The following is a 16146-nucleotide window of genomic DNA, read 5'->3' on the forward strand; positions in this document are numbered from 1 at the left end:
ATGTGTAAACCCTTTCTTATGGGGCGAAGCGGTCTGAAAGGAGATACCCGTATTGCAGAAAAGAATAGAGTGGATTGATGTTTCGAAGGGCGTGGGAATTATATTGGTCGTGTTGGGCCATACACCGACACCGGATTGGCTGAAAACGTTCATATTCGCATTTCATATGCCGCTGTTTTTCTTTCTGTCCGGCCTCGTTTACCATGATGGGAAGATGACTTTTACATCATTTCTCTTTAAAAAAATAAAGACGCTTCTTTTGCCGTACTTCATTTTCTCCGTTCTTGCCTATTTATTCTGGGTTCTCGTCGAGAGACATTTTACGTTCACCGGGAGTTCGGATGTCGATCCGGTTGTACCGTTTAAAGGCATTTTTTATTCGATACCTGATGACTACATGCTGACACACAACCCGGCGCTCTGGTTTTTAACATGCTTATTCATCGTTGAAATGCTGTTTTTTATCGTGAAGAGATGGGGGAAAGGCAGGCTGTTTATCGTCATTGCCGTAATGGTGTCGGCCGCTTTGGGCTATTTGAATGATCAATATGTGGGCATCAAGCTGCCGTGGAATATTGAAGTGGCCCTGACCGCCATCGTCTTTTATTCGGCCGGTTTTCTGTCGAGAAATAGCCTGAGGGAGATGAAAGACCGAAGAATGCTGCTCCCAGCGCTTCTCTTATTCATCGCGGTCGGCTGTTTACAGACCATGAACGTCAGAGTGGATATGAGAGCCAATGAGTACGGAAACATGGCAATCTTTTATTTGACCTCATTTCTGGGAACGGCAGGCGTCATTTTCAGCAGTTTTAAACTCGAAAAGACGAAGCTGCTCCAATTCCTCGGCAAAAACTCGCTGATCATTCTCGTACTGCACTACCCGGTCATCAGGGTGCTGAAAGCCGTCGTCTACTACTTCACGCAGGTTTCTCTTGATGAGACATACGGTTCCCTGTTGTGGAGCGCGCTTTACACCGGCATGACATTGCTTGTTATGGTGCCTTGCATCTTTTTATTGAACCGGTATCCGATCGTGCTTGGGCGGAAGAAATGCAATTAAAAAACTTGCAAAGGAGACTTTGCAAGTTTTTTTGAATTATTGAAGATTAAAAGTGATTTTTTCATAATTCCAAAAATTAGAAGTGAAGATAACTTTATATGTTTTGCTCTTTTTTGTCTGAAAAGCGATAGTTCCAGAAACCTTACCGTCTTTTGTCAGATTTCCAGATGATAATTGGTCATCTTCTGAAAGTGCATAAGTATTATGCGTAATTTGTCCATCTTCGTTTTGAATTTGAAAATCAAGCGGGTTATAAGAAATATCTTTATCGCTTTTATTTTCTATGTTAACTGTTACAATCACATATTCATTACCTTTTTTTGGCTTGATAAATTTATTGCCCATCGATTTTTTAACGTTGGTAACTGTAATTTGGGTGCCATCCAGATCAGCTGTTTCATTTAAACCAAATTCAGTTTTTTCTTCTTTGGTATCGTCATTGCTTTTTTCTTCGTTAGTTTTTGCGGCTGTCGTCTTTGCACTGCTACCGGACGATTTGCTTTCTTGAGAAGTAGAGCCGCTTGAAGCGAACATCATGACGAACACGATGGATCCAATAATCGTGACATAGAACCACCATTTTTTAAAGACAAGGCCTTTATTCTCGCCGCTGAACAATGCTTTACATCCGCCGATTAAAAGGAGAATAAGCGGAACGATATATGCCAGGCTGACACCGACAGTTCCTCCAATTGCAGCCGCGATATAAAAAGTACCTGCTAATTTAGTATGTTTTTTTACGATACATGCACCGACGATGGCCAGTGCAGACAGCAAAATAACCGCCCAGGATGATCCGATAACTTCTCCAGCGCCATCCGCTTCTAAAGCGGCGCCTAACCCTCCGAATAATAAACCTGAAAATCCTGCAAAAATCCCGAAAATACCGCCTAGCAACCCCAGTACAAATTCTGCTGTACGTTTGACAGGGGCTTGAAAATTTGTTTGTTCTGACATGTAATGTCCCCCTTATAATCTATGTCATAATGTCTAAAACATAATAATCCAAAAAAGGAAAAAAGTCCATATATTTTTCATGACTATTTTACTATTATTTTATATTGTCAGAGTTCTAAGGACTATTTTTGACTTTTTTTAATATCGTTTAAATTTTGGATTTGTTTAATGTTTTTTAGAAGAATCATGCAGGGGCACTAAAGAAAAAATATTCAGAAAGAAGATACCGCCCTTTTCATCCTATGCAGCGTGAATAAATTGAGGTTTTCGCAAAATCCTTATACAGAGCGGGTTTTACCGGTTTTGACCCAACTGAAATTTGTTTCCTTATATAAAAAAAGTTCTACTCTGACTATATTTCTGCAAGAAGTGAATCATGTTTCTATAGACTCACTCAAGTTTTGCTTTGTATGATTAAAAGCGAAAACACGGATGGGAAAGGAAGCTTTTTATGGAACGGTATGATGAATTAAAAAAAGGTGAAACCGGGGCATGGGTCAGCATCATCGCTTACATTGTGCTGTCGGCTGTTAAATTGGCCGTCGGGCTTCTATTTCACTCCGAAGCCCTCAGAGCCGACGGACTGAACAATACAACAGATATTATCGCCTCAGTAGCGGTGCTGATCGGCCTCAGGATTTCTCAGAAGCCGCCTGATGAAGACCATCCGTACGGACATTTCCGCGCTGAGACGATCGCCTCGATGATCGCTTCATTTATCATGATGGTGGTCGGTCTTGAAGTGCTGTACAGCTCGGGCGAAATGCTGTTTAATCCGCAAGAAACGACACCGGACATGATTGCGGCCTGGACGGCGGCAGCCAGTGCCATCGTAATGTTTTTGGTTTTCCTCTACAATAAAAAGCTGGCGAAAAAAGTAAACAGCCATGCCCTTTATGCAGCCGCCGCCGATAATAAATCAGATGCCTATGTCAGCATCGGAACGTTCGCAGGTATCTTTGCTTCGCAATTTAACCTTGCCTGGGTCGATACGGCAGCCGCGTTTATCATCGGATTGATCATCTGCAAAACGGCTTGGGGGATTTTTAAAGAGGCGGCCCATTCTTTGACGGACGGATTCGATATTAAACATATTTCAACATATAAAGAAACGATCCGGAAAGTTCCCGGCGTCGGCAACATCAAAGATGTTAAAGCGCGTTATTTGGGCAGCGCCATCCACGTGGAAATCATCGTGGAAGTGAGATCCGACCTCAACATTGCAGAAAGCCATGATATCGCCGATGAAATTGAGAGAAGAATGCAGGAGGAACACTCGATCGTTCATTCCCATGTTCACATCGAGCCCTCTGGAGAGAAATAAGAAGCGGTCACTGACCGCTTCTATTTGTTTTTCCACTCTGAAATTCGAAATAAAAAAAGACAAAACTCTATTTTCCCCCAGTTAGTTGTTTTCTGAGAGTACATCGTTTATGGTAAAGTTAAATAAATTCGATTCGTCAGCAATGAGGAGGAAGAGGATGGCATACGAAGAAACGCTGCATCCCGTTTTGGGAAAAGTAGCTGATAATATTGACAAAGTAATGGTAGGAAAGAAAGATATTGCCGTTTTAAGCCTGACTGCCATTCTTGCAAACGGACACGTCCTGCTGGAAGACGTTCCAGGCGTCGGGAAGACGATGATGGTTCGCGCCCTGGCAAAGTCAACCGGCGCTGAATTTAAGAGAATCCAGTTTACCCCAGATTTACTGCCTTCAGATGTAACAGGCGTTTCCATATATAATCCGAAAACACAGGAATTTGAATACCGTTCAGGCCCGATTATGGGAGATATCATTCTCGCAGATGAAATCAACAGAACATCGCCGAAAACGCAGTCGGCGCTTCTGGAAGCGATGGAAGAAGGAAGTGTGACAGTAGACGGCGTGACAATGCCGCTTTCAAAACCTTTTTTTGTGATGGCTACGCAAAACCCCGTCGAGTATGAAGGGACATATCCGCTGCCGGAAGCTCAGCTTGACCGCTTTTTATTCAAGCTGAGAATGGGGTATCCGACAGTGCGCGAAGAGCTTCAAGTGCTCGATCTTCAGGAAAACCGCAGCCCGATTGAGGAAGTTGAGCCTGTCATAGAGAAAGAAGAGCTTGCCGCATTTCAAAAAGAGGCTGATAAGGTGTATGTAGACGCTGCGATTAAAGAATATATTGTTGAGATCGCCCAAAAAACGAGGAGTCATTCCGCCGTTTATCTCGGCGTGAGTCCGCGCGGCTCAATCGCCTTGATGAAGGCTGCTCAGGCGTTTGCATTTTTATATAACCGTGATTATGTCATTCCTGATGATATTCAGTATTTGGCGCCTTTTACCCTTGCACACAGAATGATTCTGCGGTCAGAGGCGAAATTTGAAGGAAAGCGGCCTGAAGCTGTTCTTCAGGACATTATGTCAAAAACGGAAGTTCCGGTCAGAAGGCCGATGAGCAACTGATGAGAGAGCGCATCGGTCTTGTGAAGTACGGATGGAAGCTGTTTATCGTGTTTCTTCTGTTTGCTTCAACGTTTTGCTATGCGATGTTTCAAGGGGGATTTGTCAGCTGGTTTTTGTTCTACTCATTTCTTCCCTTTGTGCTTTATGCTTTCCTGTTTGCCTTTTATCCGCTGAAGAATATGACAGCGGAGCGGAGGCTGAGCCGCGGGCAGTATAAAGCCGGTGATCAATTGGAAGCTTTCGTCGTGCTAAAGAGAAAATGGCCCTTTCCGATTATGTTTATGATCGTGGAAGACTGTCTGCCTGATTCGCTGGGGAGAAATGGGGGTTCGGCAGAAGCCAAACAGTTTCTCTTTCCTTGGTTTAAAAAAGAAATTAAGATGACGTACACGATCAATTCGGTTCCGAGAGGAGACCACCGTTTAGCAAAAATCAGGGTCCGTACAGGTGATCCGCTAGGACTGCTGGAAAGAGAATGCGAGATTCAATTGGAAGACTCCTTTCTCGTTCTGCCTTCCTATCAGGAGATCACTTACCGCGCCAGCGGAGGCGCTTATGATGAACATGCAGGCCGCGTTTCAGAGCTTCGCCGAAAGGACAGCACACTGGCATCAGGTATCAGGGAATACCAGCCGGGCGACCGGTTTGCATGGGTCGACTGGAAGACGTCAGCACGGCGCAGCCAGCTGATGACGAAGGAATTTGAGCAGACGAAAGGGGATGACCTGCTCGTCTTTATGGATCAGTCTCCCTCTGATGCTTTTGAAGAGATCGTCGCGTTTACCGCTTCAATCATTCGTTCGGCCATGCGGAGCGGGACGAATGCAGGGCTTGTTTCCACAGGAAAGGAGCGGAATGTCTTCCCGGTTCGGCAAGGGGAGGAGCACCTGAGAAAGCTGTTTTACTACTTGGCGCTTGCGGATTGCGATGCAGTTCTGCCGTTTCACGGTCTGCTGGAGGGTGAATTCGGCCATCCCGATATGAGAAAAGCCGTTAAGTATATTGTGACAAGCCGCATCACCAACGAATTGGTGCAGGTTTTGAAGAAACCGCTCTCCGGCGGACTGCCCGTCATTTGTTTGGTGAAGAAAAAAGGCGGAGCCCTCTCAAGTGAGGAAAGCGCCGCTGTCCAGCAATTAAAAGCGCGGGGGATTGAAGTGAACGTCATTTACGGGGAACATTTTTCCCGGGGTTTTGCTGAAGCGAGGTGAGAAAATGTTGTCCGGGGGAAAAAGAAACAGTTTCGGTTTATTGCTTTTTTATGTGCTAACCTTTTTGCTGCTGTGGGAATGGCTGCGTCCTTTGCAGTATTTTACCGATACGGGGCACACAGTCTTTTTTATTTTGTTTATTGCCTTAGTATTTTTGCTTACATTTTTTAAGGTCCCTTGGTTTATCAGATTTCCGGTCAGCCTTGGCTTCGTTCTGTTTGCGCTTCACACGATTTTTTACGAAGGATCGGTGTTTTCACCTTCATGGATTGCCCTGCTTTTTCAGGATTTAAATCAAAATTTCTCCTATATTTTCTCCGGCATGTGGCGGGATATGTCGCCGTTGTTTCGGACGCTGCTCTTTTACGTCCTTCTTTGGCTGCTTGTATACTTGCTGCACTACTGGGTGATCTATCAGCGCAGAATTTTATTCTTTTTTATCATGACCGTTGTTTATATCGCGGTGATCGATACATTTACGCCGTTTGACGCATCATATGCGATCGTCCGGATCGTGCTGATCGGCTTTTTGCTTCTCGGCCTGCTGTATTTGGAACGGATCAGGGAATCAGAAGCGTTAAAATCCTCAAGATCGCGGTTTGCCAAATGGTTTGCACCGCTCTTATTGATGACTGCCGCCGCCGTTTGCATCGGCGCGGTCTCGCCGAAAGCCGATCCCGTCTGGCCTGATCCGGTGCCGTTTCTGCAGACGGCTGCGACCGGCGATTTTGCTTCCTCAGGCAAAAGCAAAGTCGGCTATGGAACGAATGATGAGGCATTGGGCGGGCCATTTTCAAAAGACGATACATGGGTATTTACATGGCAGGGAAATGAACGAAGCTATTTCAGAGTGGAAACGAAAAGCCGCTATACAGGTAAAGGCTGGATTGAAGACGAAAAAGCGGGCGCGTCCATCCAGCTTGACGAGGATAAGCTGGATTACCGGTGGTACGACGAAGGCGTGAAGACCGAAACGCGCAAAGCGATCGTCGATATCGATCCGGCTTACCGATACGATCATGTCCTGTATCCGATCGGGACGACTGAAATCAAGCTCAACAATTTCTTTGTGCCGCTCCGCATGAACTTAAACACGGAGAAAATAAAACCGGCCGGCAAGGCAGGCGCGGACATTCGGAACCTGGAAAGCTATTCGGCCACCTATAAATCACCCGTCTTTGATGTTAATCAGCTGAGGAAGGTCAGCTTGGAGTCGGAGGGAAAATGGAGCAGAAGCCATGAGAAGTATCTGCAGCTCCCCACTTCCCTTCCCGACCGCGTGAAAACATTGGCGCACGATTTAACGAAAGACGAAGATAATATATATGACAAAGCGAAAGCGATTGAGAAGTATCTCGGTTCTTCCGAGTTTTCTTATGAAACGGAAGATGTGGCTGTTCCTAAAGGAGACCAGGATTATGTCGATCAGTTCTTATTTGAGACGAAAATCGGCTACTGCGACAATTTCTCCACAGCTATGATCGTGCTGCTGCGGTCGGCCGGAATACCGGCGCGCTGGGTGAAAGGCTATACATCCGGTGAATATGCAGGAACGACGGCAGACCGGAAACGGACGATTTACGAGGTGACAAACAACAATGCCCACTCCTGGGTTGAAGTGTACTTTGAAGGACAAGGCTGGGTTACGTTTGAACCGACGAAAGGCTTTTTAAATCCGGAGCAGCTCGTTGAAGAGTCCAGCGGCCGGCAAGCCGGCGCGGCTTCTGATAAAAAAGAAGATGATAAGAAAAACGACGGAGGCCAGCGGCCGAAGGATGCAAAAGAACAAGACAACAAAGAGAAGCCAGAATCTCAGACAAAGCGTGATGCCAAAGGCGGTCCTCATGCCGGCAGCGGAGATGCAGACCGCACCCTTTTGACTGGTGCGGCCGTACTTGGTCTGTTGCTGGCATTGACAGCGGTGCTTTACTTTACAAGGGCAAAATGGATGCCGCACATCATCATCAACAGACTGAAAAAACGGCGTGATGGCGGGGTTTTCTTCAAAGCTTACGAAGAGCTGCTCCGCCAGCTGAAGCGCCAAGGTATGCAAAAAGAAGAAGGCCAGACGCTGCGCGAGTTTGCGAAGACGGTTGATGAACGCTTTCAAAGCGGGGAAATGACAGCTTTGACCCGTCAATATGAACGGGCTCTGTATCGAAAGGAAGACGCCGCAAAGCTTTGGAATGATTCGGCGGAGTTATGGGAAAATTTAATTAAAAAGAGATAGTCTTGACCGCTTTCAGTCGTATTGTTAGAATAAGTGAATATTAAAAACCCTTATATATTCTTGCTGGCAGGCTCGGCGGCTTATCTATCGGACAAGCCGGGCCTTGTCCCGTGAATGGGGGCAGGACGGCCGTGTGTCTGCCGCCATTTTTTCTGTGCAAAAAGACAATTTGATAAAGAGGTGACACCATGACGAAGTTAGTAAATGAAATGATTCTTGTGTTGGATTTTGGAAGTCAGTACAATCAGCTGATTACCCGTCGCATTCGTGAGTTTGGTGTATACAGTGAATTGCATCCTCATACGTTGACGGCAGAGGAAATTAAAGAAATGAATCCGAAAGGAATTATTTTGTCCGGCGGTCCGAACAGCGTTTATGACGAAGAATCTTTCCGCTGCGACGAAAAGATTTTCGAACTGGATATTCCTGTTCTTGGTATTTGCTACGGCATGCAGCTGATGACGCATTACCTTGGCGGAAAAGTAGAAGCGGCGAGCCAGCGCGAATACGGAAAAGCGAACATTCATATCGAGGGTGAACCGGATCTGTTTAAAGATCTTCCAAACGAACAGGTCGTCTGGATGAGTCATGGTGATCTAGTCGTTGAAGTTCCAGAAGGCTTTACCGTTGATGCGACAAGCCATCATTGCCCGAATTCAGCAATGAGCAAGAAGGATAAGAAATGGTACGGCGTTCAATTCCATCCTGAAGTCCGTCATTCAGAATACGGAAACGACCTTTTGAAAAACTTCGTTTTCGGTGTTTGTGAATGCGCCGGCGAATGGTCAATGGAAAACTTTATTGAGATTGAAATGCAGAAAATCCGCGAAACAGTCGGCGACAAGCAAGTGCTGTGCGCGCTAAGCGGCGGGGTTGACTCCTCTGTCGTTGCGGTCTTGATTCATAAAGCGATCGGCGACCAGCTCACTTGTATTTTCGTAGACCACGGGCTCCTTCGAAAAGGTGAAGCGGAAGGCGTGATGAAGACGTTCAGCGAAGGCTTCAACATGAACGTGATCAAAGTTGATGCGAAAGACCGCTTCCTGAACAAGCTTAAAGGCGTCTCAGACCCTGAGCAAAAACGTAAAATCATCGGTAATGAGTTTATCTACGTGTTTGACGATGAAGCGGAAAAACTGAAAGGTATTGACTACCTTGCACAAGGAACGCTTTACACCGATATTATCGAGAGCGGAACAGCGACAGCTCAGACGATCAAGTCGCATCACAATGTCGGCGGACTACCGGAAGACATGCAGTTTGAACTGATCGAACCGCTGAATACCCTTTTCAAAGACGAAGTGCGTGCGCTCGGTACCGAGCTCGGCATCCCTGACGAAATCGTTTGGCGCCAGCCGTTCCCTGGTCCAGGCCTCGGCATACGCGTTCTTGGAGAAGTGACGGAGGAAAAGCTTGAAATCGTCCGCGAATCAGATGCGATTCTCCGCGAAGAAATCGCCAAAGCTGATCTTGAAAAAGACATTTGGCAATACTTCACTGTTCTTCCTGACATCCGCAGCGTCGGCGTCATGGGAGACGCAAGAACTTATGACTATACGATCGGCATTCGCGCCGTGACATCGATTGACGGCATGACATCCGACTGGGCGAGAATTCCTTGGGATGTCCTTGAGACAATCTCGACACGGATCGTCAATGAAGTGAAGCACATTAACCGTGTGGTTTACGACATTACGAGCAAGCCGCCTGCAACAATCGAGTGGGAGTAGTAACAGGAGCCCTAAAAACCCTTGGTAATACTGGGTTTTTAGGGCTTTTATATTTTTCATGGCACAGTTATGGCATTCTTTCGTCAATTTTTGCTCTTGCAGACAGAATTAAAATCTTTGTATCTGTATCCTTTTTGCGAATTGTCGGCAATACATCAAGCCCGTCTATTTTGGGGATATTCAAGTCTAAAACAATAATATCGTACTCATTAACTTAGTAATATTCTAAAGTTTCTTCACCATTAAAACTGTATCAACCGCATAACTTGCCTTGTGAAGTCCCTTTGCAACGATAGCTGAAAGCATTTCTTCATCTTCAACAAGCATTATTTTTATATACGCACATCCTTACAATTCATCAGTTATATCATATCAAATGAAATGTTAGTGTTTCGTTAGCTTTTTTCGCCGAGGGCCGGGTTTTGAGTATCGTCAAATTCTATCACATCGGAGACGTTTTTATTTTTTCTTTACCCTCCAATGACTATTTAACCACTTGACTGTGTGGGGTGATGGACGGGAAGAGCAAAGACAAAGACGAACAGCCTGCCCATTTACCAGAAGGCTGTTCGTCTCTGTCTTTGCACAATAGGAGATGCACATGGAATGCTGAAAATTATTCGATATCAATACCAAATCTTTGAGCCATTTTGCCGATAAATTCATTATCGTTTAGTTCTTCGCGTTCAATCATCAAGTCAGAGCCGATATGATATCTCAGTTGGCGGGAAGGATCGATTGCCGCCTTGTAGATAACTTCAGCAACAAGTTCCGGAGAAGCGATTTGTTCAGGGGCGAACAGGCTTTGATACATTAAATTGATTTTTTGCTTGAATTCACTATAATCTGTCAACCGAGTATCCTGAATAGCATCCCTAGATCTGCCCGTGAACTCGGTTTTGGTGGGACCCGGCTCCACAATCTTTACCCGGATATTAAATGGAGACAGTTCATAAAGTAGAGACTCAGTGAATCCGTTTACGGCATATTTGGAAGCATGATAAAGCGAAAACAACGGATAGGTGACTCTGCCTCCCTCAGAGGTAACGTTGATAATAACTCCCTTACGATTCTTTCTGAAATGAGGCAGGATCGCTTTGGTTACCCGCATCAGGCCAAAAACATTGACATCAAACTGTCTTTGAATTTGTTCTTCCGTTGCAGCCTCAAAGATACCAAATGCACCGTAACCTGCATTGTTTACAACGACGTCGATTTCCCCGAATTTTGATATCCCTTGCTCGATTACAGTTTGGATAGATTCCTTGTTTTCAACGTCAAGGTGGGTAACCCACACGTTCTGAACCTTGGTCAACTCCGTTTCTTTTTCAGGAGAACGCATAGTAGCAATAACGTTCCATCCCTTATTTGCGAAATGTAAGGCTGTAGCTCTTCCGATTCCTGCTGATGTACCGGTGATCATGATTGTTTTCATGGGCTGGCGCCTCCTTTAAACTCCTACCGAGAGGAATATAAATCGATTTTGTATTGAATGTTTTCCTTGAAGCGAGTTAATTGTTCGAATTGGGCTTCGATACGTTTAATTTGTAATTGAAGCATTTGGATACGTTCAGTTTTCGTTTCGCCTCCCTTTATGACCAGTTGCACAAACTGCTTCATTTCGGCAATACTCATTCCTGAATCACGAAGGCAGCATGCGAATTTGATCCATTCAATGTCTTCCGAATCAAATATGCGAATACCGTTTTCATTACGTTTGGCGGGTGGAAGAATCCCTTCCTTTTCATAGTAACGAAGAGTGTGAATAGACAATCCGGTCTCTCTCGCAAGCTGACTAATTTGAAGGGCCATAGAAGATTTCGTCCGTTCTTTTGAACATTGGACATTCCTCCTTTCATCATGAAATTAATAATAGCTCATCACCTAGAGTGCGCTCTAGGTCAAGGCTTTCATCACGATCAAGCTCGATGGAAGAACTGTACCGCGAAGCCAAGTGCGCAGAACCACACCGAAAAACCCGCTCCAGGTATTATTTATTCCCGGGGCGGGTTTTGCCGCTCACCTTTTTGGCATTTTGTTGTCGAGACTCCAAACGAGAAGAACCGTATCATCCACCAAGCCAGCAGCCTGTGTAACGGTAAACAGGGAAAGAAACAATAAAAAAATGACCGCACTAATGAGTACCGTCATCCATACCATCTTTCTGCCTTTCTGCGACAGGTGGTCTGGTGTCAAAGGCTGCAAATAAATCTTCAAAAACAGGATGAACTTGAATAATCCCAACCGTCCATATAAATCCTGCACAAGGCATTGCCCATTTTCTAATTCTCTAAGTCGTCATTGATTGGCTTCATCTCGGAATCGAAACCAAAAATTGAAGGGTTTTCTTAATTTCTGTACTGTCACTGGAATACGATATCATGATAAATCGTGTTTTATTCAAAAACGATTCACGGTCAGAATCTGGAAAAACAACGAACGAAGCGAACATTAAAATCATTAATGTTCGTTTTTTTTTATTGTGTTCAGCGTTAGATATTGCTACAATAGTATAGTAATTCAAAAAAGACTTGTCGTATAATCATGGGGATATGGCCCATAAGTTTCTACCAAGCTACCGTAAATAGCTTGACTACGCTTGTATACAATATTTTGTCCGTGAAAAAAACATTTTTTCAGTATGAAATATGCCGTAGTCAAGCGTCCCGCCAATTGGGGCGTTTTTTGTTTAAAAGCAAAGGTTTATGAAACAATAAAAGCGACAGACAAACGAGAGGAGTATACCATTTTGAAGCGTTACTTTCAGTTTGAAGAATTGGGTACAAACTATCGGAGAGAAATGATCGGCGGACTCACCACATTTTTGTCCATGGCATATATTTTGATCGTCAACCCGCTTACCCTTTCTCTGGCGTCGGTGGAAAATTTCCCGGATGCATTGAGAATGGATCAAAGCGCGGTCTTTACGGCAACAGCGGTTTCAGCAGCTGTCGGCTGTTTTATCATGGGGCTGCTTGCGAAGTATCCGATCGCCCTTGCGCCCGGAATGGGGCTTAACGCATTCTTTGCATTCTCCGTTATTCTGAACATGCAGATTCCATGGCAGACGGCTCTTTCCGGCGTTATGGTTTCCGGACTTATTTTTATCGCTCTTTCGCTGTCCGGTTTGAGGGAAAAAATTATCAATTCGATTCCTTATGAGCTGAAAATGGCTGTGGGTGCGGGAATTGGTCTGTTTATCGCTTTCGTCGGTTTGCAGGGCTCCAAAATCGTCGTATCCAACCCGGATACCATTGTGTCGTTTGGAAATATTCATTCAGGTCCTGTTCTTTTGACTGTTTTCGGACTGATCATCACTGTCATTTTAATGGTATTGCGCGTGAACGGCGGCATTTTCTTCGGGATGCTGGTTACGGCGATTGTCGGCATGATCTTCGGTCAGATTGACGTTCCTGACAAAATTGTCGGTGCTGTTCCTAGCCTTGAGCCGACATTTGGACAAGCCTTTATCCACCTTCATGATATCTTTTCGGTGCAGATGCTTGTCGTCATTTTAACGTTTTTATTCGTCGACTTTTTTGATACGGCCGGTACATTGGTGGGTGTTGCATCACAAGCCGGTTTGATGAAGGATAACAAACTGCCGCGTGCTGGCAGGGCTTTGCTTGCCGATTCTTCCGCAACTGTTGCCGGAGCGATCCTTGGTACATCGACTACGACCGCTTATGTTGAGTCAAGTGCCGGGGTAGCGGCCGGAGCGAGAAGCGGTTTTGCGGCGATCGTAACAGGCGTTTTGTTCTTGCTGTCGCTGTTCTTCTCGCCTGTCCTGAGCGTTATCACTTCGCAAGTGACGGCGCCTGCTTTAATCATCGTCGGCGTGCTGATGGTGGCGAATCTCAATAAAATCGACTGGACGAAGTTTGAGATTGCGGTGCCCGCATTCTTAACGATGATCGCGATGCCGCTGACATACAGCATCGCCACCGGAATCGCGATCGGATTTATTTTCTACCCGATCACGATGATCTTTAAAGGCAAAGCAAAAGAGATCCATCCGATTATGTACGGATTGGCTGTTGTATTCATTCTTTATTTCATTTTCTTGAAATAAGGTGTGCTGTGCGAAAAAGGCTTGTTCATTTGGACAAGCCTTTTTTATTTTCCAATCATTAAAAACGGAACCTTCCGCCTTCGTTTTTCGTCATATATAAGGGCTGCCGCATCTATGATAAAAAGAGGTTTGTCTTGACTGTTTCACACAGCTTATGTAATTTATAAAAGTGCTTTTCATTTATGTAAAGCTTTTGAATAGAATAGGAGTTGCTTATATGATTGAAGAACATCACAAACGAAATGAAGATGATATAGAAGAACCTGCTTCGAGGATGTCGAGGAATTCCCGGAAAAAAGCGAAGAAAAGCAAGGAGACGAATCCGTCCGCGGCGAAAGTCAAATCGGTGATGGAGAGCGTGATTGCCGCTTTGTTCCGCTATTTCAGCTTTGTGCTCGATATTTTAAAATCCCCGGTGCGCAGCGCACTTGATTTTGACCGGTCTTATTTTAAGTATTCCGTTATTTCAATGACGCTTTTAGCCGTTTTCTTTTCGCTCGGCAACTTTTATCAGCTGCTTGCGGGCAGGGGGAGAATTCTCGGGTTCGGCGTGTCAGTGCCGTTCCTGGAAGTGTTTTTGGTTGTGTTTATCTATTGCATGGCTTTCATGTTTTGGATGGCTGCATCGAGCTGGGTTGTATCGAATTTTATGCTCAGGTATAAAGTTTCTTTTTTCGATATCACGGCAAAGTACGGTTCTCTATTGGTGCCGTTTATCGTCCCCGCCGCTTTGTGGATGATATTCGCGATTATCAACTTCACGGCCGCGACGGTGATTCTCTCGATCGTCATCTTTATGGGATTGACATTCGGGACTTTTACGCTGATTCAATCGATTTATGAAAAAAGCGATAAAGCGCGGTTTGACCTGATGTACTGTGTGTTTACCGTCTTTTTGCTTGAATTGGTATTCGTTGCGGCAACATGGAAGCTGATAGGCGGTTACTTGTTGTCGTCGCTAATCCCGGTTTAAGGAGATATAGCCGGTTCTTCTTGAAGAACCGGTTTTTTCTCCGCATTAATTCTGAGTTGACTCATAAGAATAATATGTATTTTAACCAATTAGATGGGGGAGTGATCGATGGCTAACTTTCTTCGAAAAGCTGTAAAACAAAAAAAGGAGTATTTAATCAGGCAGCTTGCAAAATCAGGGCGGCTGGACAATTTGAAAGACCTCTCGTCATACACGCTGAGCGATTTGGAAAAGGAGCACCGCAAACTGAGCGGATCCGTTGGAGATCGTCAGCGGAATCATAAGCACCAGCTCTGAAAGACGTTCATTTGAACGTCTTTTTTAATTGCGTTTCAATGCTTTGAAACCGGCAGAAAAAGGGTAAACTGATGGGAGTGAGCAATGTCGAAAAATTTTGTGGTGAAGCAGGGCCATTACAGGATTGTGTATGGAGAATTTCTCTAGTAGAATATGATTGCTTTGCATCTAAAGGAGGGATTTCAATTGCTTCACTCAGCACTATTGAATGGTGTGATCATGGTTGGAATTATTCTGGTTATCAATATTATATACGTAACGTTTTTAACCCTTCGAATGATACTGACTCTTAAAGGCCAGCGGTATCTCGCCGCTTTTATCGGGACAATCGAAATGCTTGTCTACGTCGTCGGGCTGGGGCTCGTTCTAGATAATTTAAATCAAATCCAAAACGTGATTGCTTACGCGGTCGGATTTGGAATCGGCATCATCGTCGGCACGAAAATTGAAGAAAAGCTCGCTTTGGGCTATATTACCGTTAACGCCATTACGAAAGAGCTTGATTTGGATTTGCCAAAACAGCTCAGGGAAAAAGGCTACGGCGTCACCCACTGGGTCGTCGGCGGACTTGAGGGAGACAGAACGGCGATGCAGATTTTGACGCCGAGAAAATACGAACTCCAGCTGTACGAAACGATTAAATCAATCGATTCAAAAGCATTTATCATTTCCTATGAACCGAAGACGATACACGGCGGATTCTGGGTGAAAGCCGTAAAGAAAAGGAGAATTAAAGAATAATGACAAAGCCGAAAAAAAAGCGCTTTGAAGTAACGGAAGGCGAAACGATCGAAACCGTGTTGACGAAGATGCAGGAAGAAGGCTATACACCGGTGCGCCGAATGGAGGAGCCGGTCTTCAAAGAAACAAAGGAAAATGGAACGATTCAGGTTGTTCCGTGCGGAAGAAAAATTATATTCGAAGGGAAATTACTCTAAACCCGAACATTAGAACAACAAAATATACTATCGTTCGATAATGTCGTTGACATTATCACAGTCCGTTGTTAAGATAAACATGACATGAAAACACATCCTCATATAATCTTGGGAATATGGCCCATAAGTCTCTACCCGATGACCGTAAATCATCGGACTATGCAGGAAAGTGGACAATAAACTGACATGGAGATCGCGAGAAGCGGACTAACTGACGATACACGCGCCATGCCC

At 44.9% G+C, this 16146-nt stretch carries 15 protein-coding genes, 2 pseudogenes and 2 riboswitches; of the genes and pseudogenes, 11 read left to right on the top strand and 6 right to left on the bottom strand.

Translation table 11 applies throughout. The features are described 5' to 3' along the window. Positions 1 to 52 precede the first annotated feature (52 nt). The gene (locus QMZ64_RS13230) at positions 53 to 1060 is read left to right on the top strand and encodes an acyltransferase family protein (protein WP_265627669.1); all 1008 of its coding nucleotides are present in this window, start codon (positions 53 to 55) and stop codon (positions 1058 to 1060) included. Positions 1061 to 1096: 36 nt separating this feature from the next. On the opposite strand, the gene QMZ64_RS13235 is transcribed toward QMZ64_RS13230, so the two are convergent. Next, a complete protein-coding gene (locus QMZ64_RS13235) occupies positions 1097 to 1597 on the bottom strand; it encodes a DUF4352 domain-containing protein (RefSeq protein ID WP_326134901.1) in 501 nt (166 codons plus the stop codon). A 75-nt stretch (positions 1598 to 1672) separates the two neighbouring features. After that, positions 1673 to 2017, bottom strand: a pseudogene (locus QMZ64_RS13240) (DUF4064 domain-containing protein); the annotation flags it as partial. 451 nt (positions 2018 to 2468) lie between these two features. Here QMZ64_RS13240 and QMZ64_RS13245 point away from each other — a divergent pair. From QMZ64_RS13245 to guaA, 5 genes are all read left to right on the top strand, one after another. Continuing rightward, on the top strand, positions 2469 to 3341 hold the full coding sequence (locus QMZ64_RS13245; RefSeq protein ID WP_265627668.1) for a cation diffusion facilitator family transporter: 873 nt from the start codon (positions 2469 to 2471) through the stop codon (positions 3339 to 3341). A gap of 157 nt (positions 3342 to 3498) precedes the next feature. Continuing rightward, a complete protein-coding gene (locus tag QMZ64_RS13250; protein WP_265627667.1) occupies positions 3499 to 4461 on the top strand; it encodes an AAA family ATPase in 963 nt (320 codons plus the stop codon). After that, a complete protein-coding gene (locus QMZ64_RS13255; RefSeq protein ID WP_265627666.1) occupies positions 4461 to 5672 on the top strand; it encodes a DUF58 domain-containing protein in 1212 nt (403 codons plus the stop codon). The genes QMZ64_RS13250 and QMZ64_RS13255 overlap by 1 nt, the downstream gene beginning before the upstream one ends. A 4-nt stretch (positions 5673 to 5676) precedes the next feature. Then, the gene (locus tag QMZ64_RS13260) at positions 5677 to 7902 is read left to right on the top strand and encodes a DUF4129 domain-containing transglutaminase family protein (protein ID WP_265627665.1); all 2226 of its coding nucleotides are present in this window, start codon (positions 5677 to 5679) and stop codon (positions 7900 to 7902) included. Positions 7903 to 8090: 188 nt separating this feature from the next. Beyond that, the gene (gene guaA / locus QMZ64_RS13265; RefSeq protein ID WP_243944155.1) at positions 8091 to 9632 is read left to right on the top strand and encodes a glutamine-hydrolyzing GMP synthase; all 1542 of its coding nucleotides are present in this window, start codon (positions 8091 to 8093) and stop codon (positions 9630 to 9632) included. A 67-nt stretch (positions 9633 to 9699) separates the two neighbouring features. Here the strand turns inward: guaA and QMZ64_RS23180 are convergent, their stop codons facing one another. The 4 genes and pseudogenes from QMZ64_RS23180 to QMZ64_RS13280 all read right to left on the bottom strand — a co-directional run. Further along, the gene (locus tag QMZ64_RS23180) at positions 9700 to 9831 is read right to left on the bottom strand and encodes a response regulator (RefSeq protein WP_367618624.1); all 132 of its coding nucleotides are present in this window, start codon (positions 9829 to 9831) and stop codon (positions 9700 to 9702) included. 417 nt (positions 9832 to 10248) lie between these two features. Next, positions 10249 to 11067, bottom strand: a complete 819-nt coding sequence (locus QMZ64_RS13270; protein ID WP_265627664.1) for an SDR family oxidoreductase — start codon at positions 11065 to 11067, stop codon at positions 10249 to 10251. Between the two features lie 23 nt (positions 11068 to 11090). After that, on the bottom strand, positions 11091 to 11444 hold the full coding sequence (locus QMZ64_RS13275) for a MerR family transcriptional regulator (protein WP_265627663.1): 354 nt from the start codon (positions 11442 to 11444) through the stop codon (positions 11091 to 11093). Positions 11445 to 11766: 322 nt separating this feature from the next. Then, positions 11767 to 12003, bottom strand: a pseudogene (locus QMZ64_RS13280) (ATP-binding protein); the annotation flags it as partial. A 143-nt stretch (positions 12004 to 12146) separates the two neighbouring features. After that, positions 12147 to 12248: riboswitch (purine riboswitch) on the top strand. 133 nt (positions 12249 to 12381) lie between these two features. Between QMZ64_RS13280 and QMZ64_RS13285 the strand changes: the two are divergent. From QMZ64_RS13285 to QMZ64_RS13305, 5 genes are all read left to right on the top strand, one after another. Continuing rightward, entirely contained in the window at positions 12382 to 13704 is a 1323-nt protein-coding gene (locus tag QMZ64_RS13285) for an NCS2 family permease (protein WP_265627662.1), read from the top strand. Positions 13705 to 13921: 217 nt separating this feature from the next. Further along, a complete protein-coding gene (locus QMZ64_RS13290) occupies positions 13922 to 14677 on the top strand; it encodes a BAR domain-containing protein (RefSeq protein WP_265627661.1) in 756 nt (251 codons plus the stop codon). A gap of 108 nt (positions 14678 to 14785) precedes the next feature. Beyond that, positions 14786 to 14974: a hypothetical protein gene (locus QMZ64_RS13295; RefSeq protein ID WP_301441352.1), complete on the top strand. Its 189-nt coding sequence runs from the start codon at positions 14786 to 14788 to the stop codon at positions 14972 to 14974. Between the two features lie 153 nt (positions 14975 to 15127). Then, entirely contained in the window at positions 15128 to 15715 is a 588-nt protein-coding gene (locus QMZ64_RS13300) for a DUF2179 domain-containing protein (protein ID WP_370510518.1), read from the top strand. Beyond that, entirely contained in the window at positions 15715 to 15912 is a 198-nt protein-coding gene (locus tag QMZ64_RS13305; RefSeq protein WP_003179527.1) for an NETI motif-containing protein, read from the top strand. Before QMZ64_RS13300 ends, QMZ64_RS13305 begins: the two co-directional genes overlap by 1 nt. Positions 15913 to 15990: 78 nt before the next feature. Further along, a riboswitch (purine riboswitch) is annotated at positions 15991 to 16093 on the top strand. The last annotated feature ends 53 nt before the right edge of the window (positions 16094 to 16146 follow it).

The organism is Bacillus sp. LB7 (genome assembly GCF_030449715.1).
Taxonomy (GTDB): Bacteria; Bacillota; Bacilli; order Bacillales; family Bacillaceae; genus Bacillus; species Bacillus paralicheniformis.